The following is a 22,799-nucleotide window of genomic DNA, read 5'->3' on the forward strand; positions in this document are numbered from 1 at the left end:
TCACGGCCTCAGGCGACAGCATCTTCACCGCGCGAAGCAAGAACAAGATCCTTCGGCACCACGCCGAATCACCACACGAACTTCCGACTCGGGACGCCTAGGTACAGGAAGGGGTCCTTCACCGGCCCCCCGGGTGTTCTGCACCCGTTCACTCGAACGGTGATGGTGTACCGTCCCGGAATGCGTCACCTGGTACCCCATTCAGCACTGAAGACCTTGCGCCGATCGGCCCGCGGCACACTCGGCCGGGGCCTGCACCGGCTCGCCCGGCGATTCCACGATCCGTATACGGAGGAACTGGAACGGGTCGCCGCGGAACTGCGCGCGGAGATCGTCCGGCAAGGGGATCGCTGTTTCGACCGGGTCGTCGAGTTCGAAATCCGGAGCCGCCGCGACATCATCTACGCGGGTGATCAGGACGCGGCGCGGGACAGCAATCGGTTCGCTCGCGAGCAGCTGACCGGAACCCGGCACTTCGCGCGTCCACAGGAGACTCTCGCGTACGCGCTTTCCCTTGCCCCGTCAGGAGGGATGGCTCTCGAATTCGGCGTCGCGAGCGGGAACACACTGCGGGTGATCGCCAAGGCGCGCGGTGGTGTCGAGACCTACGGGTTCGACTGGTTCCAAGGACTGCCGGAGAACTGGCTCAACGGGATGCCCGCCGGCTCGTTCGCCCGCGACGACCTGCCGGACGTCCCCGGCGCCGAACTCGTCGTCGGTCTTTTCGCCGACACGCTTCCCGGCTTTCTCGAACGGCACGAAGGTGTCGTCGATTTCCTTCATGTGGACGGCGACCTGTACAGCTCGGCGAAAACCGTACTCGATCTGGCGGGCCCGCGACTGCGGCCCGGCAGCATCGTGCATTTCGACGAATTCTTCAATTATCCCGGTTGGCGGCGGCACGAGCACAAGGCGTGGCTGGAATACGTCGAGCGCACCGGCACCGAATTCGAATACGTGGCTTACACGTACGCCGACAACCAGGTCACCGCGCGGATCACCGGCTAAAGCGGTTCGCGCACTTCGATCGTCCCGATCGCGGCCCAGGGGTGGGTTTCGCCGCCTCGACGGCTTAGCGCGCCGCTCCTCCTAGTCGGTCAGTCCGTCTTCGTAGGCGCGCAAGGTGTCGATGAACATGCGCCGTTCGGCCGGGGTCAGCGGTGCGAGCGCCTTCTGCCAGGCGCGGGCGCCCTGCGCGAGCCAGCCGTCGATCGCGGGCCGCATCCGTTCGCTGATGGCGACGATCCGCCGGCGGCGGTCCGCCTCGTCCTCGCGCCGGTCGAGCACGTCCTTCTTGGTCAGTTCGCCGACCATCAGGCTCACCGTGGTCGGGGCGACCTCGAGCCGTTCGGCCAGTTCGTTCACCGTCATCGGCCCGTCGAAGAGCAGGTACGACAACAGCGACAAGTGACGCGGAGCCAGCGACAGCGACTGGAGTTCTTCGGGGATCTTGAGCCGCTTCGCGCGGCCGACCATGCGTGGCATGAGCAGCAGCAAGGCCCGCACGGCGTCGTCGACTTCCATGTCCTCGGTTGACACCGGTCCCCCTCCTGGATACCTTTGCAAGCAAAGAGGCTTTGCTTGCAAAGCAAAATAGCTTTCTCGATGATGTTACCTGGGGAGTACCGTTGCTGATGACCACCGCGGATGCCGGAACCGGCCGTCCTCGCACTGTCGACGTCGACTGCCGCCGCTCCGGGAGCCGGTACCTGGCGTACGCGCCGGACGTCGATTCGCCTTGGTACCAAGATCTCCTCGTCAGTCCACAAGCGACACTCGAGATCGACGGGGTCCCGCATGCCGCGCGGGCGGTGCCGCTCGAAGGCGAGGAACGCGGTGTCTCGCTGCACCTGCTGGAGGTCGACGCCGCCCGCGGCCGGGCGATCGCCGATCAGCTGCTCGTCCATCACGGTGAACTCCGCAAGACGCTGGCGGCCGCGCGGGCCGAACTCGGCGGCGAACAGCTCACGGGCCGACCGGTCCTGCGGCGCGAACTGCTGGGCCATTGCGTGACGTTCTGCAACGGCCTGCGCATGCACCATCTCCGTGAGGACGGCGCGTTCACCGCGATCCAGAAGGCCCATCCCTGGCTCGCGCCGGCGTTGGACCGGCTGCGCCAGGAGCACGAAACGGTGTCCCGCGCACTGCGTGACCTCGACGAGTTGCTGCAGGGCAAGGGGGAAGTCGAAAGTGCAGCGCTGCGCGAGGAGTTCGATCGGGTCGCGAACGGGTTGGAGGAGCATTTCGCCTACGAGGAGGCGAATCTGCTCCCCGCGCTCCGCGGTGACGATACGACGTCACCGTGACCAGGGAACAAGCGGCGCGGTTACTCCGTGCGGGTGAGAGCGCCGGGCCGCTCGGCCGGAGACACCGGTAACGAATGCCGGTTCCTCGGCGACTGATCGTTGTCCGCACCGATCGGCGCGACGCCCCCGACCGGAACAGTGAGAACCCATGAAGCTTCGAAGAGCCTCACTTCTGTCTCTGGTGGCCGCGGTGGCCACGATCATGCTCGTGGCACCCGCTTCCGCGAACGCGGCCCCGCCGACCAGCGCGGTGGAGGTCTCGCCGACCACTGTCCAACGTGGACAGACATTCACCGTCACGCAAACCGTCTACAACGCCGATGCCACGTCGACCATCGAAGGCGGCAAGGCGACGCTCTACGGCAAGGAATCCTCGCTGCCGGGCATCGTCGACCTGGTGTCCTGCCCCGGCGCGTTCGCCTGCGACATGCTCGGCGGCAGTATCCGCGGCGGAGTCGGCACGGTGACCCCCGGCCAGAGCAAGACCGTGGTGTTCACCTTCCGGGTCAAGGACGACGCCCCGTTGGGCAGCGTCACCCTGCAGCACCAGTTCGTCGGTGACAACTACAGTTTCGAGATCCTCGACGGTCCCGTGCTGACCATCACCGGCACACCGAGCGCCGCCGACCTCGGTGTCACGCTGACCGCTTCCCCGCGCGGGATCCTGACGTCGTCGATCGACTACACGGTCAAGGTCACGAACACGGGCCCGGCCGCGGCGTCCGGGATCCGGGTGGTGTCGACCCTCGGCACCGGGCTGGGCTTCACCGGTTCGGCCACCTGCTCGAACCCGAGCGGCACGAAGACCGTCAACTGCGACTTCTCGTCGCTCGCGTCCGGAGCCAGCGTCACGGCCAAGTTCTCGGTGGCCGCCGGACTGCTGTCCCTCGGACAGGTCAAGACGACCGCGAAGATCACGCAGAGCTCCGTCGCCGACCCGAACGCGGCCAACAACACGTCGACGTCGACCTGCACGGCCGTCACCGGGCTGCTGCTGAGCTGCTAGGCCCCGGGCAGGTGATGCGAAAGCCACTTTCGCAACCTTCAAGGTTGCGAAAGTGGCTTTCGCATCACCTCCAGCGTACTTCAGCGCAGGCGCGCGGCGCGTGAGTGCAGATACCGCTGCTGCGGCAGGCTCGCCGCCCGCCGTGCGGCGTCCACATAGGACTCAACGGCCTCGGCGATTTCCCCGGCCATCTCGAGCAGATGCGCTCGGGCGGCGTGGAAGCGGTGGTCGCCGGAGATCCGGTCGCCGAGCTTTTCCAGCGCCGCCAGCCCTTCGCGCGGACCTCGCGCCATCCCGACGGCGACGGCGTGGTTCAGCGCCACCACGGGATTGTCGGAGAGCCGCAGCAGAAGTTCATAGAGGGCCTCGATCTGCGGCCAGTCGGTCTCTTCGGCGCTCGGCGCCTCGTCGTGCAGTGCGGCGATCGCCGCCTGGATCTGGAACTGCCCGGTCGGCCCGTGCGGCAAAGCCTCGGACAGCAGCGCGACGCCCTCGGTGACGTACTCGGTGTTCCACCGGCTCCGGTCCTGTTCGGACATCGGGACCGGCGCGCCGTCCGGCCCCGTCCGCGCCGGGCGGCGCGCGTCGGTGAGCAGCATCAGCGCGAGCAGCCCGGTGACCTCGCTGTCGTCCGGCATCAGCCGGTGGACGATCCGGGTCAGCCGGATGGCTTCGCCGGAAAGATCGCTCCGCACCAGATCCGGGCCGGACGTGCTGGCGTAACCCTCGTTGAAGATCAGGTACAGCACGTGGAGTACCGCGTCGAGCCGAGCGGCGCGGTCCGCCGCCGGTGGCATGCCGAACGGGACACCGCTGGACTTGATGCCGGACTTCGCGCGGGTGATCCGCCGGGTCATCGTCGCTTCGGGGACCAGGAACGCGCGGGCGATCTCCGCCGTGGTGAGGCCGCCGACCGCCCGCAGGGTCAGCGCGATCTGCGACGCGGGCGAGAGCGACGGATGGCAGCACAGGAAGAGCAGGACGAGCGTGTCGTCCGAGTCGGCGGCCCGCCGGTCCGCCGCGGGGGCGAGCTGCTCTTCCGGCAACGCACGGTGGACGACGGTGTCCTCACGACGGCGCCGCGCCTGCTCGGCGCGGAGCAGGTCGGTCAGCCGCCGTGAGGCGACGGTGATGAGCCAGGCGCGCGGATCGTCGGGCCGCCCTTCGGCGGGCCACTGCATCGACGCCGCGAGCAGCGCCTCCTGTGTCGCGTCCTCCGCCAGGTCGAAGTGGCCGTAGCGGCGGACGACGGCACCGAGGACCTGCGGCGACAGCTCGCGCAGCAGGCCCTCGATGCCGGTGTCCGGCACTAGAGCTCCAGTTCTTCGAAGCTGTCGGCACACGGCCGGATGTCGACGTACCAGTCGCGGCCGAGGTCGGTGCCTTCCGGATACGGGGTGTTCGCCAGTTTCGCCGCGATCTCGGTCGCGCGGTCGTAGCTCGCGCAGTCGACGGTCGTGTAACCGACCAGGACCTCCTGCGTCTCGGCATACGGTCCGTCGGTCACCACGGGCGCGCCGTCACGCAGGGAGATCCGGCGGGCGTGCGCCGGCTGGGAGAGGCCCTGCGCGTCGACGAACTCGCCGGATTCGACCAGGTCGTTGTTCCACTTGCCCATGAACTCGTGCAGGGCCGTGATGTCGTCGGCGCTCCAGTTGCCGCCGATGCTGTCCAGGTCCTTCTGCGACCCCATCATCATGATCATGTACTTCATGGCTTGCTCCTCTCGGCGGGCACCGCTTCGGTGCCTTCTGCCGGAGACGTCGGAGCCGCCGGACAGGACCGGACACCGTCCGCCGATGATTCTTCCTCAATTGCGGTCGGCGGCGGTGTTCATCGCGTCGGCCGGTTCGAGGGTCCGTCCGCCGGTGATCTTCGCGTAGAGGTGCGCACCGCCGAGGACCGGCGGATACTTCGGCGGATTCTCGGCGGACCGGCAGGTCGGGAGGCATTCGAAACGCGCGTCGTGGTCGCCGTCGAAGAAGAAAGCCACGCTTCTCCGCTGTGACGGACCAGGCCCGGACGGCGGCACGACCCGGTGCAGGGTGGAGCGCCAGCGGTCGTTGGTCCACTGCGCGGTGAGGTCGCCGAGGTTCACCACCAGCGCGCCCTCGGCGGGGATGACGTCGTGCCAGGTGCCGTCGGGGCCGTGGATCTGCAGGCCGGGGACGGGATCGGCGTAGAGGACGGTGACGATGCCGTAGTCGGTGTGCGCGCCGAGCCGCATCTGCCCCGGGAGTGGTTCGGGTGCGCCGGCGCGGCGCTCGAAGTGATTGACCCGCAGGGTGCGCGTCGGATGCCGCGTGTACGCGCCGAGGTAGCCGTCCGGGAGCCCGAGCGCCTTCTCGAAGATCTCCAGCAGCACTCGTGCGACGCGGTGCGCTTCGGCCTCGTATTCGGTGAGGGCAGGCTGAAGGGACTTCGGCAGCTCAGGCCAGATGTTGGGGGCGAAGAAGCCGTACGGATCCTCGCCGTCGATCTTCTCCGCGCCGATGACGAACGACTCCGACAGGTCAGGAGGTGTCGTCTCGCCGAGGCTGTACGCCAGCCCTTCGGTGCCTTCGGCCGCGTATCCGCGATCCGAGGCGCGGTCGGCAGGCGCGGACCGGAGCTTCTCCTCGACAGGCAGCGCGAAGAAGGCTGCGGTCGCGTCACGCATGTCGTCGATTGTCGATCGCGGGATGCCGTGCCCGACGACCTGGAGGAATCCGACACGCGTCAGGGCCTCGTCGACGGTGTGCGCGAGTTCCGCGCGGTCACCGTCGTTCCAGCTGCTCAGGTCGACTGTCGGTACGAGGGTCATGATGTGACGGTAGCCCGCGCCGGGTGCCTCGCAAGCCCGCCGAACACAGCAGACCGAGGAGCAGTACGCCGACCGGAAGCAGGAAGGCGGCCTTGACCGCGTCCGTGAGCGCCGCCCCGGTGATCTGTGCGGCCAGTTCCCGTGCCTGGCCGGCGACGTCGGACGGCAGGTCGGGCGGTACCGCGGGGGAGCCGCCGAACTCGGTGGCGGCGGCCGCGGACCCGGCCTCACCGGTGAAGCCGCTGACGAAGCGCTGCCGGAATTCGGCGGGCAGCGCGGCCGCCGCCTCGTTCGCCCGGATGGGCATCGAGGCGCTGGTCTGTGCCTGCAGCAGTACGCCGACGGCCGCGCCGCCGAGCACCCCGCCGACCTGGCGCGCGGTGTTGAAGATGCCCGACGCGCTGCCGACCAGCGAACGGCCGACCGAGTTGATGGTCACGTTGTTCATCGGGGAGAAGGTGAAGCCGACGCCGAGACCGCAGAGCAGCAGGGTGGGGATCAGGGCCTGTGGCGAACTCGCCGGGATGATCACCAGCGAGAGGACGCAGAGACCACCGGACAGGGAGAGCAGCCCGAACATCAGCAGGTACTTGGGATTCACCCGGTCCGACAGCCGTCCCGCGAACGGCGCGACACCGCCGGACACCATGGCGAGCGGCGCGATGAGCAGGCCGGCTTCGGCCGGGGACAGGCCGAGTACCGACTGCACGTAGATGACGAGCAGCAGGAGCATGCTGGTCATCCCGAAGCCGACCGCCACCGCGGACGCGGTCCCCAGTGAGAAGTCGCGGTGCCGGAAGATCCGCAGCGGCAGCAGCGGTTCGCGGCGGTTGACGTGTTGCCACAGGACGAAACCGCCCAGCAGCAGCACACCGGCCACGATGATGTCGAAGATCGAGATCCCGGCGCCGACCGTGCCCCAGCCGTAGGTCTGTCCATTTTGGATACCGAAGACGACGCAGACGAGACCCGCGCCGAAGAGCAGGATGCCGGGAACGTCGAAGCGGTGGGAGTTCCCCGGCCGCCAGTCGGGGACGAGGACGAGGGTGAGCACCAGCGCGACCAGCCCGACCGGAACGTTCGCGAAGAAGATCCACTCCCAGCCGAAGTTGTCGACGAGCACGCCGCCCAGCACCGGACCGGCGATCATGGCGAGGCCCGCGACACTGCCCCAGGCGCCCATCGCCGGACCGCGTTCGTCCGGGGGGAACAAATGCGTGATGAAGGCCGTGGTCTGCGGGGTCAGCAACGCGGCGCCGAAACCCTGCACCGCGCGGGCGACGATCAGCGTTTCCACGTCGCCGGAAAGCCCGCACCACAACGAGGCGGCGGTGAACACCAGCAGACCGGCGACGAAGACGCGCTTCGGCCCGAACCGGTCACCCAGCCTGCTGGCAGGCAGGATCGGGACGGCGTAGGCGAGCAGGTACACGCTGGTCACCCAGATCACCGCGGTCAGGTCGGTGCCGAGTTCGCGCACCATCGACGGCACCGCGATGTTCACGATGCTGATATCCAGCATGACCATGAAGAAACCCAGGCACAGTGCGAAAAGCGCGGACCAGGACTTGGTTCGCTTCGGCATCCGTCCTCCTGTTCCCGACGCCGGAGGGGCGGGACGACGAGCAAGGCCACTCGTCGTCCACCCCGGGATCACCCTGCTTGCCGCACCATGCCGGCGGTGCGGGGCAACGGCTTCCTGGTGCTGTCCGGACGGCCGATGCCCTGATACGAGAGCCCCGCCCTGGCCACGGCGACCGGGTCGAGGAGGTTCCGGGTGTCGATGACGGCCCGGCCGTCGAGCCGGTCGGCGATCCGCGGCCAGTCGAGGGCGCGGAACTCCGGCCATTCGGTCAGCAGCACGATCGCGGCCGCGCCCTTCGCGGCGTGATAGGCGGTGCCGGTGATCCGCACGTTGTCGGTCACGCCCGCCACCGGCGCGTGGACGCTGGGGTCGTAGCCGGACAGGTCCGCGCCTTCGGCGGCCAGCCGGGCCGCGATCGCCAGTGCCGGGGAATCCCGCAGATCGTCCGTCCCGGCCTTGAAGGTCAGGCCCAGCAGGCCGATCCGGGTGCCGGCGAGGTTCCCGCCGACGGCCTTGCGTACCTTGTCCACCACCAGATCCTGCTGCTTCAGGTTGGTCTCGATCGCCGCTCGCAGCAGGGCGAAGTCACTGCCCGCGGATTCCGCGATGTGCAGCAGCGCGAAAGTGTCCTTCGGCAGGCAAGAGCCGCCCCAGCCCGGCCCCGGCCGCAGGAACGCCTTGCCGATCCGCGCGTCGTACCCCATCCCGGCCGTCACGTCGTCGACGTTCGCGTCGAGGTACTCGCAGAGTTCGGCGACGGTGTTCACAAAGGACAGACGCGTCGCCAGGTAGCAGTTGGACGCGTACTTGATCATCTCCGCGCTGGCGGAATCGGTCACCAGGACGGCGGTGTCGAGCTTCTCGTACAGATCGGCGACACGGCGGGCGGAGACCGGGTCACGATCCGCCGAGCCGACCACGATGCGGTCGGGGTTCAGGAAGTCGTGGACCGCGAACCCCTCACGCAGGAATTCGGGATTGGACACGACCGCCACGTCGGCCCGGTCGATCAGGCGCGCGACACTGGCCGCCGTGCCGACGGGGACCGTCGACTTGTTCACCACGACGCAGCCGGTCGGCAGCAGATCCCGCACCTCGGTCACGACGGACTCCAGCGTGGTCAGATCCGCCGCGCCGGTGACGCTCATCGGCGTCGGCACGCACAGGATGACGATGTCCGCCCCGGCCGCCGCCGCGCTCGCGCCGAGCACGAAGTCCAGCCGCCCGGACGCCAGTCCGTCCACCACCAGTTCGCAGATACCCGGTTCCCTGATGGTCGCCTCACCGCGCCGCAACGCGTCGACCTTCTCCTGGTCGACGTCCGCGCAGACGACCTGATGCCCCAAGGACGAGAGGCAAGCGGCCGTCGTGAGACCGACATAGCCCGCGCCGATCACGGCGACCTTGGCCCCCGATGTTGAACCCATTCTCTTCACCCTCCAGTTTTTCGATGCCATCGGGCAGGACGGAGCCGCCCTGCCCGATGGCATCGCGAGATACGGATTTCGTGCTCAGCCGAACAAGTGGTGCGTCACGCGTCGTGCGGGATCGCCCGGATTCCCTCGTACGGGGTCTCCTTGCCGAGGTAGTCCACGGTTTCGAACAGGCCGATGGCGTCCATCGGATAGCGAGCGCCCGCTTCCGCGGCGAAAATGCACGGAAGGATCTGCTTGCGCTCCGAGGCGGCGGCCTGACCGCCCTTGCGGATGTGCTTGTGGGTGTGGATCAGGATCGGCATGTAGCCGCCGCCGAGGAACGAACCCGCCTGCAGGACCGCCCCGCCGACGCAGTCGATCACGCAGCCCTTGCCGAGGATCGCGTCGCGGCCCTGGTAGTAGTACGAGGGCGTGGCGAGCGTGCCGTGCTCCACGTGGAAGACGCCTGCCGAGAGGCCGATGATCGAACGGCCGCAGGTCCGCAGCACCGACCGGTAGAAGTCGACCAGGATCGGCCGGACGGTCGTGTCCGGAAGCGAGAATTCACCGCACATCAACGTGATGCGCACCAGTTCCGCGAGGGTGAGGCCGGAGCCGTGCTCCCCGGGGAATTCCTGGTCCCACGGCACGAGGTAGTCCGACGCCACCACCATGGTCGTCCCGACGTCTTCGAGGATCAGCCGCTCCGCGTCGCCGACCGGTTCCGACGGCAGGACGCCGTTCGCGAGGACCCGGACGGCGAACCGGTGCCTGGTCTCCAGCGTCTTCGCCTTGCTGGCCGCGATCAGGAGGTCGAGCCTGCCGGACACCGTTTCCGGGATCTCGAAGAGGTGGTCGATGCCGTCGGTGGGAACGGCGATCTTGGCCTGGAGGCCACGGTTGGGCAACGGTTCGTACGAGTCGACGACCTCCTGGAGGGCGTCGGCGAACTCACCCGTTCCGACCTGGACGAGTTTTTCCGCGGCCAGCGCCCGGTAGTCGTAGGGAATGGAGGGCGACGTCGACAGCACGATGTCGGCGAGCAGGGCGCGATGCCGGTCGTCGTCGAGGGACGCCGCGGCCAGTTCCAGTGACAGGTAAGGGGATTTGTCGCCGGGGCCGTGGATCCAGCTCGCGGTGAAGGGCGCCTCGAATCGGCACACCTTCCCGAACAACGCGCGGGCGGCGTCGTCGTTCTTGAGCTGGCTCGTGACCTCGGTCAGCGCCGCTTCCCGGTCCGAGACTTCGGCCAGCATGTCCTTGGCCGGTCGCAACAGCGTCGAAAGGTCCTCAATGCTACGCGTCATGCTTCGCTCCCAATTCGTGCGAACTCTTCGTGGTCGTTTTCCGTTGTCTGCGGGAAGGTGCCGGTGAACATCGCCGAACCCAGCGCGGCGAGGAACCGGTGCTCGGCCGGCCGGGTCACCGTGGTGCCCTCGTCGAGGTGCCCCAAGAGGTCCAGCTGCGTCAGAAGTGCCTCCTTGAAATGGTTGACGGTGATCAGAAAATGGCGCGCCGCCACCGGTTCCAGCAGGTCGCCGGCGTGCCGGATGTGAACGGCGTGGATGTTCTTGTGGTCGAGGTCCGAGCCGAAGAACGGTTCGAAGACCAGGGTGACGTGTTTGCCGGAGTGGAATTCCACGTCGGCGAAGCGATACCGGAATTCGGAGCCGTAGGGGATGGCGGCGGGGGCGATGAAATCCCTCGACACATCCTCGGGGAACGCGAATCCGGCCAGTGCCGGAAAGGCGACGGCGCCGGTCGACGACGTGTAGAGCTCGACGTCCGGAAGGCCGATCGCCGAGGTCAGAACCCGCATCTCCGCCGTCACCGACGAAGGTGCCGTGCGCAGATACGTCCGATACTGATCGGCCGGCAGGACCGCGCGCAGAATGCTCAACATGTGGAAGCCCTCGTAGCCGGCTTCGCCGTATTGCGTGTCCACGAACCTGCCGTTCGCGACGTCGAACTCGCGGTTCTTGGTGAATTCGATGGTGACCTTCCGGATCGGATCGAATTCACCGGCTTCCCGCACCGACGCCGCGAAACGCTGCACGGCTTCGCTGTGGGAATAGACGTCGTTGACGATGATCCGGGCGCGGGGATGCCGCAGGACCGTGCGGACGAGGGCGTCGAGTTCGTCCGGATAGCAGGCCGGTTTCTCGAGCAGGATCCGCGCGTCGGGCTGAAGCCGCAGGATCTCGTCGACCACGGTGAGGTGGGTCGCCGTCGGGGTGGCGACCACCCAGGCGTCGACGTCCGACGGATCCGGCACCTCGTCCACCCGGTCCCAGTCGGCGCCGTCGCCGAGGTCCACGGTGCGGACCCGGTGGCCCGCTTGCCCGTAGCACGCGGCGTACAGGGACCCGATCTTGCCGAGCCCGACGATGACGATCGTCTTTTCAGCCAGCGACAGTGCCGACACGGGCTTCCCCTCCCCGCGACCGGATGGAGTGACGGGCGGCGGACGTGCCCGCGGCCCGGCCCAGCACGGCCCCCGCCATCAGACCGGTACCGCCCGGGTAGCCCTGGTCGTAAAGGCCGCCGACGATCACACCCGCCGCGTAGAGACCGTCGATCGGTTCGCCGCCGCCACGCACCTCGGCGCCTGGGGTCACGGACAGCCCGCCGTAGGTGAAGGTCAGGCCGCAGACCACCGGAACGAACAGGAACGGAGGCGTGTCGAGCCGCTTCTCCGTGCTGCCGGAATGCAGGCGCTCGATTTCGGCGGCCAGATTCGCGGCGTCGATGCCGAGCCGCCGGGCGCCTTCCTCGATCGACGAGACGGTCACCGACGCCGGATCGCCGAGGTAACCGTTCGGAAGCGACCCGGCCGAGACGACCTTGTCGTCGAAGATCTGGAACGCGATCCGTCCCGGCTGTTCCTGGATCTTCTGCCCGAGCGTGACGTAGGTGAGGTTGCTGTAGCCGCCGTCTTCGTCGAAGAACCGGCGCCCTTCCCGGTTGACCACGACACCCAGCGGGAAGGCGTACCTGGCGAGGCCGTGGGATTTGTGCATCTGCCCTGGCAGCATGTAATCGGGCAGTTTGATGCCCTGCGGCGTGGTGTGGCACTTTTCCCAGTTGCCCGCGGTGTCGGCGCCGAATTCGACGGCGGCCGCCAGCGGGGCGCCTTCGTTGAACGGAACCCCGCGCAGCTTCACGTCCCGCCACTCTTCGCCGAGGTGACGTTCACGCAGCCCGGTGTTCGCTTCGAAGCCCGCCGATGCCAGCACCAGCGCGTCGGCGATCACCGGGAAGGCGGGCCCGGTTCCATGGACCAGGTACCGGCCGTCGGCGGTCTTCTCGAAGCCGGTGACCGCACTGTCGTAGAAGACCGTTCCCCCGAGCTGTTCGAACCGGGTGAAGTTTCGGTCCTGAAGGCTCTGACCGCCGCCGTCGAGCACGATCGGAACGTCACCGGGGAGCGGGGTCGGCCGCGGCGCCCAGCGCTGCCCGAAGTCGCGCATCCAGGTGATCGTTTCCGTCGAACGGCGGACGATCGATTCGATCAGGGCGACGTCCACCTGGTCGCCGCACACCCGCAGCCAGTCGGCGGCGTACTGCTCGTCCGAGTACCCCGACCGGCCGTCCAGGATCTCTTCGACCCGGCCTTTGTCCGCCTCCCGCAACAAGGCCGCGATGAAGGGGCTTCCCTGCCAGGAGAAACGCATGGTCCTGGTCAAGGAGCTGTTCCCGCCGCGCAGTTCTTTCGGCGCGGCTTCGAGGACGCTGACGGAGGTCGCGCCGGCCTGCAGTGCCGCTATACCGGCGCAAAGACCCGCATTACCGGCCCCGACGACGACGACCTGCCTCTCGGCCACATCATTTTGCCCGCTATGCATCAACAACGCTCCACAATCCGATGTTCGCCATTCATGGACGACCGGGTTCGAACGAGACCGGGTCATACCGCCGCGAGGCATGGCTGTTGCTTATGTCCACGCACGGTCACCGGGCCGATACGATCGGCGCGGCGCGTCGGTCTGCGAACCGCCGGTTCGCTGCTGGAATCGCAGCTTTCATTCCTCGTGTGTGCTCAGATGTGCGGCGCACGAGGTTTTCTCTTCGGAATCAGCAGATGCGGCCCCGATGCGGGCGACGTCAGGCGTCATCCGGTCTTCAAAGCAGAGATTTCAGTGGATGCCTTCCGAGATGAACCGGGTGTTTCCGCCGGGTTCACCGTCGCCCTTGACGATGATCGTGCGGACTCTTCCGGTTTGCTCATTTTTCTTCGGGCCCGGTATTCCCGAGCCTCCCCCGAGGTGGCCGGCGTGGGGACCGACTGGGGCCAGCCTGACTTCCTGACCAGCGCGTGGGCAACCTTCGGGTAGTTCGGCCTTGTTCGAAATCGTTCGAGTGGCCCGAACAGCAGATTCCGGCGCCGCTGAATGGCGGTATCAGGGTCGAGATCGGTTCAGTCAATCTAGAGCGATGATCGTTGATGCGGGGGGCGACGACGGGGAGTCGTCGACGGGGGTTCCGTCACCGGACTCAGCGTCTTCACCGGCTGAGTTCACAGCGGCACTGCGTGTATTGAGAACGTGGTCCGGATTGACTTATCGACAACTGGCCGGACGGGCGAAAGAACTCGGGGGAACGCTTCCGGCGAGTACGGTCGCGACCACTCTCGGCCGGACCACACTGCCCCGCGAATCGTTCGTGGAGACGTTCACGCGCGCGTGCGGGCTGAACGACGAAGACGTACGGCGATGGCTCGGCGCCCGGACGCGGATCGCGATGGGGGTTCCGCTGCGGCTCGTCGACGACGTGAAGGTGACCCCCGCGCTCCCCCCGGAACCGGAACCGGAGCCCGCACCGCCGGCGCGGCGGCCTCGGCGCTGGCGTGGGCCGCTGATCGTGGCCGCGGTCGTGAGCATCGTCCTCGTCGGGGCACTCGGCTATCTGACCCGGTCCTTCGGCGCGGCCACGAAGGGCAAGGACACCGCGGCCGTGGTGCCGGGGCTGGACATCCGGGAGGTGGGCAGCTGGGCGCAGATCCGCCCCGCCCGCTCTCCCGAGTTCTGTCTCGCCGAAGGGACGGACCGGACCAGGCTCTACGCCGGCACCGTCGTCGCCCAGCAGCTCTGCGGCAGCGACGCGGCGCCGCATCTGTTCATCGACCCGGTCGGCGAAGAGAACGCCGTGCAGATCCAGTGGCACCATCCGGAAAGCGGGGTCGGCTGCCTCACGGTCGTGAACGAGGGACTGGGGCACGACCTGATCGAACCCCGCGACGACTGCGACGACGATGGTATGGACCAGTTGTTCACCATCGGCTCGGCCGGTCCGACGGAGGAGGGGCGTTTCGTCATCCGTCCCGTCGGCACCAGCCAGTGCCTCGGCCTGCGCGACATGGACACCGTCGCCGGTACGGAGGTCGTCCGGGAACGCTGCTCCGGCGCGCCTGACCAGACGTTCCTCATCGATCTGATCCCGCCTCCCTGAGCGTGCGGCCGGGTCACCGCCAAGTCCGTGAAGGCCTCCTTGAGGGACCCAGAGTCCCTCAAGGAGGCCTTCACGGACTTGAGCCGGGGAGCCACCTGGACCGGCACTCGCGTGATCACTCCACGAGAAAGGCGGCGAAACCGGGAACCGGAGACGACCTTTCGACGACTTGTGGGGCTGAATCCTGTGGCCCGGCGAGCGGAGAGAGATGCACTGGTACGAGGACGACGACCTGTGGGTCGGCTTCGCGGACGTGATGTTCCCGCCCAGCCGGGCCGAAGAGGCCGAACGCCTGACGGCCACGTCACCGCTGCTCCAGGTCGCCGACGGCGCGAAGGTGCTCGATCTGGCGTGCGGTCCGGCGATCCACGTCGTGCCGCTGGCGAAGAAGGGCGCCGACGTGACCGGCGTCGACCTCAGCCCGGCGATGCTCGAACGCGCGCGAGAGGCCTGTGAAAGCGCCGGAGTCGCCGCGAAGCTGATCCAGGCCGACATGCTCGAGTACGCCGAGCCCGGCGCGTACGACCTGATCATCAACATGTACACGTCGTTCGGCTACTTCACCGAGCCCGGCGACAACCTCACCGTGCTGCGAAACGCCTACGCGAGCCTCGCGCCCGGCGGCAGGCTGCTGGTCGACGTGCTCGGCAAAGAGGTGCTCGCGGGCTGGGTCGGCCGTCCGAAAGCGGTCGACGTCGACGGCGGGACGGTGTTCATGCGCGACACCATCCTCGACGACTGGACCCGCCTCAAGACCGAATGGACGCTGGTCCGCGACGGTGCGGCGAAGCAGGCGTCGATCCTGTCCTTCCTGTACAGCGCGGCGGAACTGAAGGCGTTGTTCGAGACGGCGGGTTTCACCGGCGTCGAGTGCTTCGGTGACTTCGACGGTTCGCCGTACGACAACCACGCGCGCCGCCTGATCGTGCGTGGTGAACGTGCCGGCTGAAACGCTCCGCCTGTTCGCGGAACCGGACACCGACACAGCACGCCCGCTCAGGCTCACCGGCCCGGTGCTCCTGCTGTCGGCGGCGCTGGTGATCTCGCTGATCGCGGGCATCGCGCTCGGCCCGTCCAACGTCGCTCTCCCGGATGTCCTGCGCTACCTGGGAAAGGCCATCACCGGGGGCACCATCACCGGCGACGAGGTCACCGGGTACTCGATCGTCTGGCAGGTCCGCACGCCGCGGGTGCTGCTGGCGGCCGTGGTCGGCGCGGGGCTCGCGGTGGTCGGGGTCGCCGTGCAGGCGCTGGTCCGCAACGCCCTCGCCGACCCGTTCGTGCTCGGGATCTCGTCGGGCGCCTCGGTCGGTGCCGCCGCCGTCGTGGTGTTCGGCCTGTTCGCCGGGCTCGGCGTGCTGGCGCTGTCGACGGCCGCCTTCCTCGGCGCGCTCGGCGCGACGGCGCTCGTCTATCTGGCCGCCCGCAGCAAATTCGGCCTGACACCGTTGCGTCTCGTGCTCACCGGGGTCGCGCTCACCTACGCCTTCCAAGCCGTGATGAGCGTGCTCGTCTACCTCTCGCCGAGCGGCCAGGCCGCGCAGACCGTGCTGTTCTGGCTGCTGGGCAGCCTCGGCGCGGCGACCTGGGCGTCCCTGCCGCTGGCCGCGCTCGGGGTGGCCGTGGCGATCGTGGTCCTGCTGCGGTACGGCACCGCGCTCGACGTCCTGTCCATGGGTGACGAGACCGCGATGAGCCTCGGCACCGACGCGGCGGCCTTGCGCCGCTGGCTTTTCCTGCTCACCGCGGTCGTCACCGGTCTGCTGGTGGCGGTCAGCGGCTCGATCGGTTTCGTCGGGCTGGTCCTGCCGCATGTGGTGCGGATGATCGCCGGCTCGGGGCATCGCCGTGTGCTGGCGCTCGCGCCGCTGGTGGGCGCGGTCTTCCTGGTGTGGGTCGATCTGCTCGCCCGCACCCTCGTCGCGCCGGAGGAACTGCCGCTCGGCGTGATCACCGCGCTGATCGGCGTCCCGGTGTTCCTCGTCGTGATGCGGCGCCGCGGCTACGCGTTCGGGGGTCGCTGATGCTGTCCCTGCGCGAACTTTCCGTCGAGGTGGCCGGATCGACGCTGATCCGCGAACTAGGCCTGGACGTCGGCGCGGGCGAGGTCGTCGGCCTCCTCGGCCCCAACGGCAGCGGCAAGTCGACGGCGTTGCGCTGCGTCTACCGGGCGCTGACCCCGTCCGGCGGCGCCGTCCTGCTCGACGGCGTCGACCTGGCGGAACAGGGCCTGCGCGACACCGCCCGCCGGATCGCCGCGCTCACCCAGGACAGCCGGGCGGATCTGGACTTCACCGTCGAGGAGGTCGTCGCGCTCGGCCGGTCGCCACATCAGCGCGGCAACCTCCGGCTGTCGGCCCGCGAACGCGCGCTGTGCCGGGAAGCGTTGCGGCGGATGGACATCACCCATCTCGCCCAGCGCAGTGTGCTGACACTTTCCGGTGGCGAACGGCAACGGGTGCTGGTGGCGAGGGCGCTCGTCCAGGAACCGGAAGTGCTGGTCCTCGACGAGCCGACCAATCATCTCGACGTCCGCCACCAGGTGGAACTGCTGAAGTTCCTGCGTGACTGCGGGCTCACCGTGCTCGTCGCCCTGCACGATCTCAACCTCGCCGCCGCCGTCTGCCATCGGATCGCGTTGCTGCGCGGCGGATCGCTCGCCGCCTGCGGAACCCCGGCCGAAGTGCTCACGCCCGAGACGGTCCGCGCCGTGTTCGGCGTCGAGGTCACCCAGGTGACCCATCCCGTGACCGGGGCGCTCCAGTTGCTGTACGACCTTCCCGCCGATGAAACCGAGGGGATCACACGATGAAGCCGTCCAGGGTGACCGCGCTTTTCGCCGCGGCGCTGCTCCTGAGCGCCTGCGGTGCCCAGGTCGAGGCCGGACCGGCCGCACCGGCACAGGCCACGGTGACCAACTGCGGCGCGCAGGTCACCTTCCCGGCGCCCCAGCGCCCGGTGGCCTACGACGTCTCCGGCGCCGAGAAGATGTTCGCGCTCGGCCTCGCCGGCCGGATGCGCGGTTACGTGATGAACTCGCTCGGCGATCCGTCGATCGCCGGGTCGCCGTGGAAGGACGACTACGCCAAGGCCGAACGGCTCGGCACCTCGCGGGTCACCCGCGAAATCCTGGTCAACGCCAAGGCGGACTGGGTGATCGCGGGCTGGAACTCGGGCTTCAGCGAGGAACGCGGGATCACGCCGAAGCTACTGGAGCAGGTCGGCATCCGGAGTTATCTCCACACCGAGACCTGCTGGGAGTATCCGGCCGCGAAGTCGGAGGTGACGCCACTCGAGGCGCTCTACACCGACCTGCGCAATCTCGGCGACATCTTCGGCGTCCGCCAGCGGGCCGACGAACTGGTCACGGAACTCAAGGCACGCTTCGACAAGGTCCGAGCCGGTGCACCGAAGACCCCGCCCGCCAAGGTGTTCGTCTACGACTCCGGCACCGACCAGCCCTTCACCTCCGGAAAACACGCTGCTCCCAACGACATCATCGACGCCGCGGGCGGGACCAACGTCTTCCGCGACCTCCAGGACGGCTGGGGCAGCGTCGGCTGGGAAGCGGTGGTGAAGGCCGAGCCCGAGGTGATCGTCGTGGTGGACTATGCGGACCAGCCCGCGAAGGACAAGATCGCGTTCATCAAATCGGCGCCACAGCTGAAGAACACGCCCGCCGTGCGCGACAACCGCTTCCATGTCGTCTCCTACGGGGACCTCGTGAGCGGCCCGCGCAACGCGGCGGGCGCCGAATCACTGGCCGCGTACCTGCGCTCGATCGGCCGGTGAACGCGATGTCCGCGCTGGTCCACGAACACGTCACCGACGCGATCAAGACACCGGCGTTGATCCGGCTCAAGCCGAACGTCGTGCTGATCCGCTTCGAAACCCTGAAGGTCTACGCGGCGCTCGGCGCCGTCCGATCGCTGCTCGCCGCCGGTACCGTCCGAAAAGGACAGACGCTGATCGACAGCTCCAGTGGGATCTACGCGCTCGCGCTGGCGATGGCCTGTCACCGTTACGGCCTGCGCTGCCATATCGTCGCGTCCACCACGGTCGACCTCACCATGCGTTCGCAGCTGGAGATCCTGGGCGCGACGGTGGACCAGATGCCGCCGTCGGACGACCTCCGGCTCGACCAGCGGCGCCGTGTCGCGCGCGTGCACGAACTGCTGGAACGCCATCCGGGGATGCACTGGATGCGCCAGTACCACGATCCCGTGCACTACCTGGGGTACGGCGAGGTCGCCGATCTCGTCGCCCGCGCGCTGCCGTCCGGGCCGCTCACCGTCGTCGGCAGTGTCGGCACCGGCGCGTCGACCGGCGGGATCGCGCGGTCGCTGCGCGAACGCGATCCGGACGTCCGGCTCGCCGGCGTCCAGCCGTTCGGCAGCGTCACCTTCGGCAGCGAGCGGTTCACCGATCCGGACGCGATCATCGCGGGGATCGGGTCCGCCATCCCGTTCGGCAACGTCGATCACACACTGTACGACCGGATCCACTGGCTGGACTTCGTGCACGCCATGGCCGCGACCGTCGGCCTGATGCGCGACCACGCCGTCTTCGCCGGGCTTTCCACCGGTGCCGCGTACCTCGTCGCGGGCTGGGAAGCGGCGCGGAACCCGGATCGGACGCACGTCGTGATCGGCGCCGACACCGGGCATCGCTACACGGCAAGGGTTTTCGCCCGGCATCGGGAAGCGGTCGACCCGGCGGGGCTCGCGCCGCGCGAGATCGCTTCACTGGACGAACTCGCCCTGCCGTGGGCGGCGATGGACTGGAGTCGCCGCCGCTTCGGGATACCCGCGCAGCCGCTGTACCGGAAGGAGCGGGCGTCGTGACCGTCGTTTTGTTGGAAGCCTTGACATTCGGCCTGGGCAGGCTGGCCGACGCCGCGGCGGAGGCCGGGCGGAAACTGGTGCTGTTCACCGGAAACCGCGACATCTACCGGTACGAACTCGGCACCCTCGGGCCGGACAGGGTCGAGGTCGTCGACATCGACACCACCGACATCGTGGCCTGCGAAGCGGCATTGCGTGCCATCCCGGACCTCGCCGGGATCATCAACTCGACCGACACGTGGGCGCTTCCCGGCGCGGAACTCACCGCCCGGCTGGGCCTGCCGGGCCCCGACGCGGCCGCCGTCCGTGTCTTGCGGGACAAGGGGGCCGTGCGCGATCTGCTGTACGAACACGGGCTCACCCGCGGCCGCCCGGTACCCGCCTTGGTCGCCGAGGAGCTCGGGTTTCCTTTGGTGGCCAAGGATTCGTCGGGAACGTCGTCACGCGGGGTGTGGCTCGTTCGTGACGAGGCGGAACTCGAGCGAGCCAGGCTGGAGGCGAAGGAAACGCCACTGAAGGGCCATCTGATCGCCGAACCGTATTTCGCCGGACCGCTTTACAGCGCGGAAACCGTCACCTGGCAAGGAAGGACGCGGCTGCTCGGGATCCTCTCCCGTCAGCTGTCGCCCGAACCCGTACGACGTGAGGAGGCCGCCGCGTTCCCGGTGGCGTTCCCCGAGGCCGAATACGCCGGACTGGCCGACTGGATCGGCCGGGTACTCAAGGCCGCCGGACACGACCAGGGCTTCGCGCACACCGAATTCGTGCTCACCGCAGACGGGCCGGAGGTCGTCGAAATCAACATCCGGATCGGCGGGGCGATGCTCGGCGAGGCGCTGTGCCGCTCTTTGGACACCAACGTCTACTCCGCGATGATCGCCATGGCGCTGGGCGAGGAACCCGCTTTGCTGACCCAGGACGTCGGTGGGGGACCTGGGATCGGTTTCGTCCTGGCGTACCCGGCCACGGAAGGTGTGCTGAAGGGTTGGTCGGGGCTCGACAGGCTGCCCGGCCTCCCGGGCGCGCCGGAGTGGTATCCGACGGCGAGCCCCGGTGACGAGATCCGGCACCTCACGGATCAGCGGTCCTGCACCGGGATCGTGCTGGCCGAAGGACCGACGGCGGAACTGGCACTGCATCGCGCGCTCGCCGCGGCGGGCGGGATCACGCCGGAGATCGAGTCTTGAGGGCGTCGCGAAAGCCACTTTCGCGACGCTAGGCGTCCCGAAAGTGGCTTTCGCGACCTAGGGCCGGGCCCCGGAACGCGCCGATCTTGGTCGCTGTCCTTGCCGCTCACGCGAGGTTTGGCGTGATTCGCGTGTCTCGGCACGGGACTCGCGTGATTAGGCGGCGAACTCGCGTGATTAGGCGGCGAACTCGCGTGATTGGAAGGCGAACTCGCGTGATTGGGGGCGGAACTCTCGCCGAGGAGTGGGTCAGGAGGCGGGGACGCACTTCTTGGCGGCCGCGGCGGCGGCTGCCAAGTCCGGGGTGTCCATCTTGACGGCAGCGAAGGGATCGGTCGTTTCCGTCAGCGGTTTCTGGGCCGCTTCAAGGGCTTTGAGTCCCTGGTCCAGCGCGGCCTGTCCCTTCGACGCGTCGAGCTGCCGCTTGCCGTCGGCCGCCGCGTCCCGTGCCGCGGTGTAGCGGTCCACAATGGACTTCTTGGCCTCGTCGCCGCCGGGGACCGGTGACGGCGGCAGCGCGGCCAGCTCGCCGATGACCTTGTCCGCGAGTCCGGCGCGCACCCCGAGGTCTTCGCTCAGCCAGCTTCGCGTCACTTCGACGCCCGACGCCTGTTTGCTCGCGTGATCGTTGCTGGCCTTCACGTAGCCGTACAGCGCGCCGCACATCCCGTCGAGCCACGCGACGGTCTTGGCGTCCGGGGCGGCGGGTACCGAAGACGACGGGGCGGCGGTGACCGTCACAGGTGCGGCGGCAGGCGGTGGCTCGCCCGAGCAGGCCGTCATCGCGAACAGGGCCACGGCAAGGGGAACGAGCAGTACTTTCGTCTTCATCGGAGACTCCGTTCGCGGTGAAGCTTCGGTCAGTGGGGAGAAGCGCAACTCTTGGCCTCGGCCGCGACGGCCATCAGGTCCGGTGTCTCGATTTTGAGCGCGGGCAGGAGATCCGGGGTTTCCGTGACCGGCTTCTGCGTGGCGTCCATCGCCTTGATCGCGGCGTCCATGGCGGCTTCGTTGCCGGACTTCTCCAGGCGCTGCTTGCCCGCGGTCGCCGCGTCCCTCGCCGCGGCGTATCGGTCCACAAGGGACTTCTTCACCCCGTCACCGCCGGGAATCGGTGACGGGGGCAGCGCGGCCAGGTCATCGACGACCTTGCCCGCGAATCCCGCGCGGATCCCGAGTTCTTCCTTCAGCGCGCCACGGGTGACTTCGATTCCCGACTTCTGTTTGCGTGAGTATTCGTCGTGGGCCTTCAAGTAGCCGTACACCGCGCCGCACACGCCGTCGAGCCAGGCGACGGCCTTCGGATCGGCCCCGGCGGGCGACGGCAAAGTCGGTGATGACGGTGATGGCGGGGTGACGGTGACCGTCGCAGGTGCGGCAGACGGCCCACCCGAACAGGCCGAAACCGCGAACAGGGCACCCACCAGGGAAAAGAGCAGGAGTTTCGTCTTCATCGGATCTCCCTCCGGGGTGAACACGCACCGGAGGGCCCGCGGGTTGCCCTCAGCCGCAGTGCCCCATGAGCCGCGCGAGTTCGCCGGGTAGCAACGGCGGTTCCGGCAGTGGGTTCGCGGCCGTGGCCCGCATGCCGTCGAGCAGGAGCGCGAGGTGGCGTCGCCATGCTTCTGGGCGCACGGCCGCGGTCGCCTCCACGGTGCGCGCGATCCCCCAGGTCACGAAGGCCATGTCCTCGAGGGTGAAGTCGGCGCGCAGGTCACCGCTTTCCTTGGCTCGCTCGACGATCCTGGTCATGAGTTCGTAGCCGCGTTCGAGATCTTCGGTCTGCGGCGGACGCGTCGAGGCGAGTTCGTTGTAACCGCGATCGGCGGCCTGGAGTTCGCAGATCCGTTCGGCGAAGTACGTCAACCCGGCCCAGGCGTCGTCGAGGGAGAGCGCGTGTTCGGCCAGTTCCGCGACGATCGCGGTCCGGTCGGCGAACACGGCGTTCACCAGATCCGCGCGCTGGGGGAAGTGGTTGTACAGGGTGCCGATGCTGACGCCTGCCGTCTTCGCGATCTCTTCGAGCGGGACGTCGAGGCCGCGCACCGCGTAGAGCCCTCTCGCGGCCTCCACCAGCAGGTCGCGGTTGCGCTGGGCGTCCTTCCGCAGAGGTTTGGCCATGGCGTCATCGTAGTCAAGTTGAAGGTTCCCTCAAGTTACGGGTATAAGTTGAGGGGAACCTCAACTTAATTCTCCTGGAGGAGC

General features: G+C 68.3%; 22 protein-coding genes. 10 read left to right on the forward strand and 12 right to left on the reverse strand.

From position 1 onward, the window contains the following. Positions 1 to 180 precede the first annotated feature (180 nt). Positions 181 to 1,008, forward strand: a complete 828-nt coding sequence (locus tag ACIHAO_RS41665; protein WP_396567644.1) for a class I SAM-dependent methyltransferase — start codon at positions 181 to 183, stop codon at positions 1,006 to 1,008. Between the two features lie 81 nt (positions 1,009 to 1,089). Here the strand turns inward: ACIHAO_RS41665 and ACIHAO_RS41670 are convergent, their stop codons facing one another. Continuing rightward, a complete protein-coding gene (locus ACIHAO_RS41670) occupies positions 1,090 to 1,524 on the reverse strand; it encodes a MarR family winged helix-turn-helix transcriptional regulator (RefSeq protein WP_396567722.1) in 435 nt (144 codons plus the stop codon). Between the two features lie 110 nt (positions 1,525 to 1,634). Here ACIHAO_RS41670 and ACIHAO_RS41675 point away from each other — a divergent pair, with 110 nt between their 5' ends. After that, positions 1,635 to 2,306, forward strand: coding sequence for a hemerythrin domain-containing protein (locus tag ACIHAO_RS41675; protein WP_396567646.1), 672 nt, complete (start codon positions 1,635 to 1,637; stop codon positions 2,304 to 2,306). A gap of 148 nt (positions 2,307 to 2,454) precedes the next feature. Next, a complete protein-coding gene (locus tag ACIHAO_RS41680; protein ID WP_396567648.1) occupies positions 2,455 to 3,312 on the forward strand; it encodes a DUF11 domain-containing protein in 858 nt (285 codons plus the stop codon). Between the two features lie 80 nt (positions 3,313 to 3,392). On the opposite strand, the gene ACIHAO_RS41685 is transcribed toward ACIHAO_RS41680, so the two are convergent. From ACIHAO_RS41685 to ACIHAO_RS41720, 8 genes are all read right to left on the reverse strand, one after another. After that, on the reverse strand, positions 3,393 to 4,622 hold the full coding sequence (locus tag ACIHAO_RS41685; RefSeq protein WP_396567650.1) for an RNA polymerase sigma factor: 1,230 nt from the start codon (positions 4,620 to 4,622) through the stop codon (positions 3,393 to 3,395). After that, positions 4,622 to 5,026 carry a YciI family protein gene (locus ACIHAO_RS41690; RefSeq protein ID WP_125792066.1) on the reverse strand — a complete coding sequence of 135 codons (405 nt, stop codon included), beginning with the start codon at positions 5,024 to 5,026 and terminating at the stop codon, positions 4,622 to 4,624. The genes ACIHAO_RS41685 and ACIHAO_RS41690 overlap by 1 nt, the downstream gene beginning before the upstream one ends. A 96-nt stretch (positions 5,027 to 5,122) precedes the next feature. Continuing rightward, a complete protein-coding gene (locus ACIHAO_RS41695) occupies positions 5,123 to 6,115 on the reverse strand; it encodes an isopenicillin N synthase family dioxygenase (RefSeq protein WP_396567652.1) in 993 nt (330 codons plus the stop codon). Next, on the reverse strand, positions 6,069 to 7,700 hold the full coding sequence (locus ACIHAO_RS41700; RefSeq protein ID WP_396567654.1) for an MFS transporter: 1,632 nt from the start codon (positions 7,698 to 7,700) through the stop codon (positions 6,069 to 6,071). Before ACIHAO_RS41700 ends, ACIHAO_RS41695 begins: the two co-directional genes overlap by 47 nt. 68 nt (positions 7,701 to 7,768) lie before the next feature. After that, a complete protein-coding gene (locus ACIHAO_RS41705; RefSeq protein ID WP_396567656.1) occupies positions 7,769 to 9,127 on the reverse strand; it encodes a UDP-glucose dehydrogenase family protein in 1,359 nt (452 codons plus the stop codon). A gap of 104 nt (positions 9,128 to 9,231) precedes the next feature. After that, on the reverse strand, positions 9,232 to 10,422 hold the full coding sequence (locus ACIHAO_RS41710; protein ID WP_396567658.1) for a hypothetical protein: 1,191 nt from the start codon (positions 10,420 to 10,422) through the stop codon (positions 9,232 to 9,234). Continuing rightward, complete coding sequence (locus tag ACIHAO_RS41715; RefSeq protein WP_396567660.1) at positions 10,419 to 11,540, reverse strand: Gfo/Idh/MocA family oxidoreductase; 1,122 nt, start codon at positions 11,538 to 11,540, stop codon at positions 10,419 to 10,421. Before ACIHAO_RS41715 ends, ACIHAO_RS41710 begins: the two co-directional genes overlap by 4 nt. Further along, positions 11,518 to 12,939 (reverse strand): FAD-dependent oxidoreductase, encoded by a 1,422-nt coding sequence (locus ACIHAO_RS41720; RefSeq protein ID WP_396567662.1) that lies wholly within the window; start codon positions 12,937 to 12,939, stop codon positions 11,518 to 11,520. The genes ACIHAO_RS41715 and ACIHAO_RS41720 overlap by 23 nt, the downstream gene beginning before the upstream one ends. A 610-nt stretch (positions 12,940 to 13,549) precedes the next feature. Here ACIHAO_RS41720 and ACIHAO_RS41725 point away from each other — a divergent pair. From ACIHAO_RS41725 to ACIHAO_RS41755, 7 genes are all read left to right on the forward strand, one after another. Next, complete coding sequence (locus ACIHAO_RS41725; RefSeq protein ID WP_396567664.1) at positions 13,550 to 14,563, forward strand: helix-turn-helix domain-containing protein; 1,014 nt, start codon at positions 13,550 to 13,552, stop codon at positions 14,561 to 14,563. A gap of 208 nt (positions 14,564 to 14,771) precedes the next feature. After that, on the forward strand, positions 14,772 to 15,512 hold the full coding sequence (locus ACIHAO_RS41730) for a class I SAM-dependent methyltransferase (protein ID WP_396567666.1): 741 nt from the start codon (positions 14,772 to 14,774) through the stop codon (positions 15,510 to 15,512). Next, entirely contained in the window at positions 15,493 to 16,587 is a 1,095-nt protein-coding gene (locus tag ACIHAO_RS41735; protein WP_396567668.1) for a FecCD family ABC transporter permease, read from the forward strand. The genes ACIHAO_RS41730 and ACIHAO_RS41735 overlap by 20 nt, the downstream gene beginning before the upstream one ends. Beyond that, complete coding sequence (locus ACIHAO_RS41740; protein ID WP_396567670.1) at positions 16,587 to 17,375, forward strand: ABC transporter ATP-binding protein; 789 nt, start codon at positions 16,587 to 16,589, stop codon at positions 17,373 to 17,375. The genes ACIHAO_RS41735 and ACIHAO_RS41740 overlap by 1 nt, the downstream gene beginning before the upstream one ends. Then, on the forward strand, positions 17,372 to 18,355 hold the full coding sequence (locus tag ACIHAO_RS41745; RefSeq protein ID WP_396567672.1) for an ABC transporter substrate-binding protein: 984 nt from the start codon (positions 17,372 to 17,374) through the stop codon (positions 18,353 to 18,355). Before ACIHAO_RS41740 ends, ACIHAO_RS41745 begins: the two co-directional genes overlap by 4 nt. After that, positions 18,352 to 19,407: a cysteine synthase family protein gene (locus tag ACIHAO_RS41750; RefSeq protein ID WP_396567674.1), complete on the forward strand. Its 1,056-nt coding sequence runs from the start codon at positions 18,352 to 18,354 to the stop codon at positions 19,405 to 19,407. Before ACIHAO_RS41745 ends, ACIHAO_RS41750 begins: the two co-directional genes overlap by 4 nt. Further along, positions 19,404 to 20,594 carry an ATP-grasp domain-containing protein gene (locus ACIHAO_RS41755; protein WP_396567676.1) on the forward strand — a complete coding sequence of 397 codons (1,191 nt, stop codon included), beginning with the start codon at positions 19,404 to 19,406 and terminating at the stop codon, positions 20,592 to 20,594. Before ACIHAO_RS41750 ends, ACIHAO_RS41755 begins: the two co-directional genes overlap by 4 nt. Before the next feature lie 249 nt (positions 20,595 to 20,843). On the opposite strand, the gene ACIHAO_RS41760 is transcribed toward ACIHAO_RS41755, so the two are convergent. From ACIHAO_RS41760 to ACIHAO_RS41770, 3 genes are read right to left on the reverse strand one after another with little or no spacing between them, the layout of a single operon-like run. Further along, on the reverse strand, positions 20,844 to 21,425 hold the full coding sequence (locus tag ACIHAO_RS41760; RefSeq protein WP_396567678.1) for a hypothetical protein: 582 nt from the start codon (positions 21,423 to 21,425) through the stop codon (positions 20,844 to 20,846). Between the two features lie 29 nt (positions 21,426 to 21,454). Beyond that, on the reverse strand, positions 21,455 to 22,048 hold the full coding sequence (locus ACIHAO_RS41765; RefSeq protein WP_396567680.1) for a hypothetical protein: 594 nt from the start codon (positions 22,046 to 22,048) through the stop codon (positions 21,455 to 21,457). A gap of 49 nt (positions 22,049 to 22,097) precedes the next feature. Then, positions 22,098 to 22,715 carry a TetR/AcrR family transcriptional regulator gene (locus ACIHAO_RS41770; RefSeq protein ID WP_396567682.1) on the reverse strand — a complete coding sequence of 206 codons (618 nt, stop codon included), beginning with the start codon at positions 22,713 to 22,715 and terminating at the stop codon, positions 22,098 to 22,100. Positions 22,716 to 22,799 lie beyond the last annotated feature (84 nt).

The sequence above is a fragment of the Amycolatopsis sp. NPDC052450 genome (genome assembly GCF_044547565.1).
Lineage (GTDB): Bacteria > Actinomycetota > Actinomycetes > Mycobacteriales > Pseudonocardiaceae > Amycolatopsis.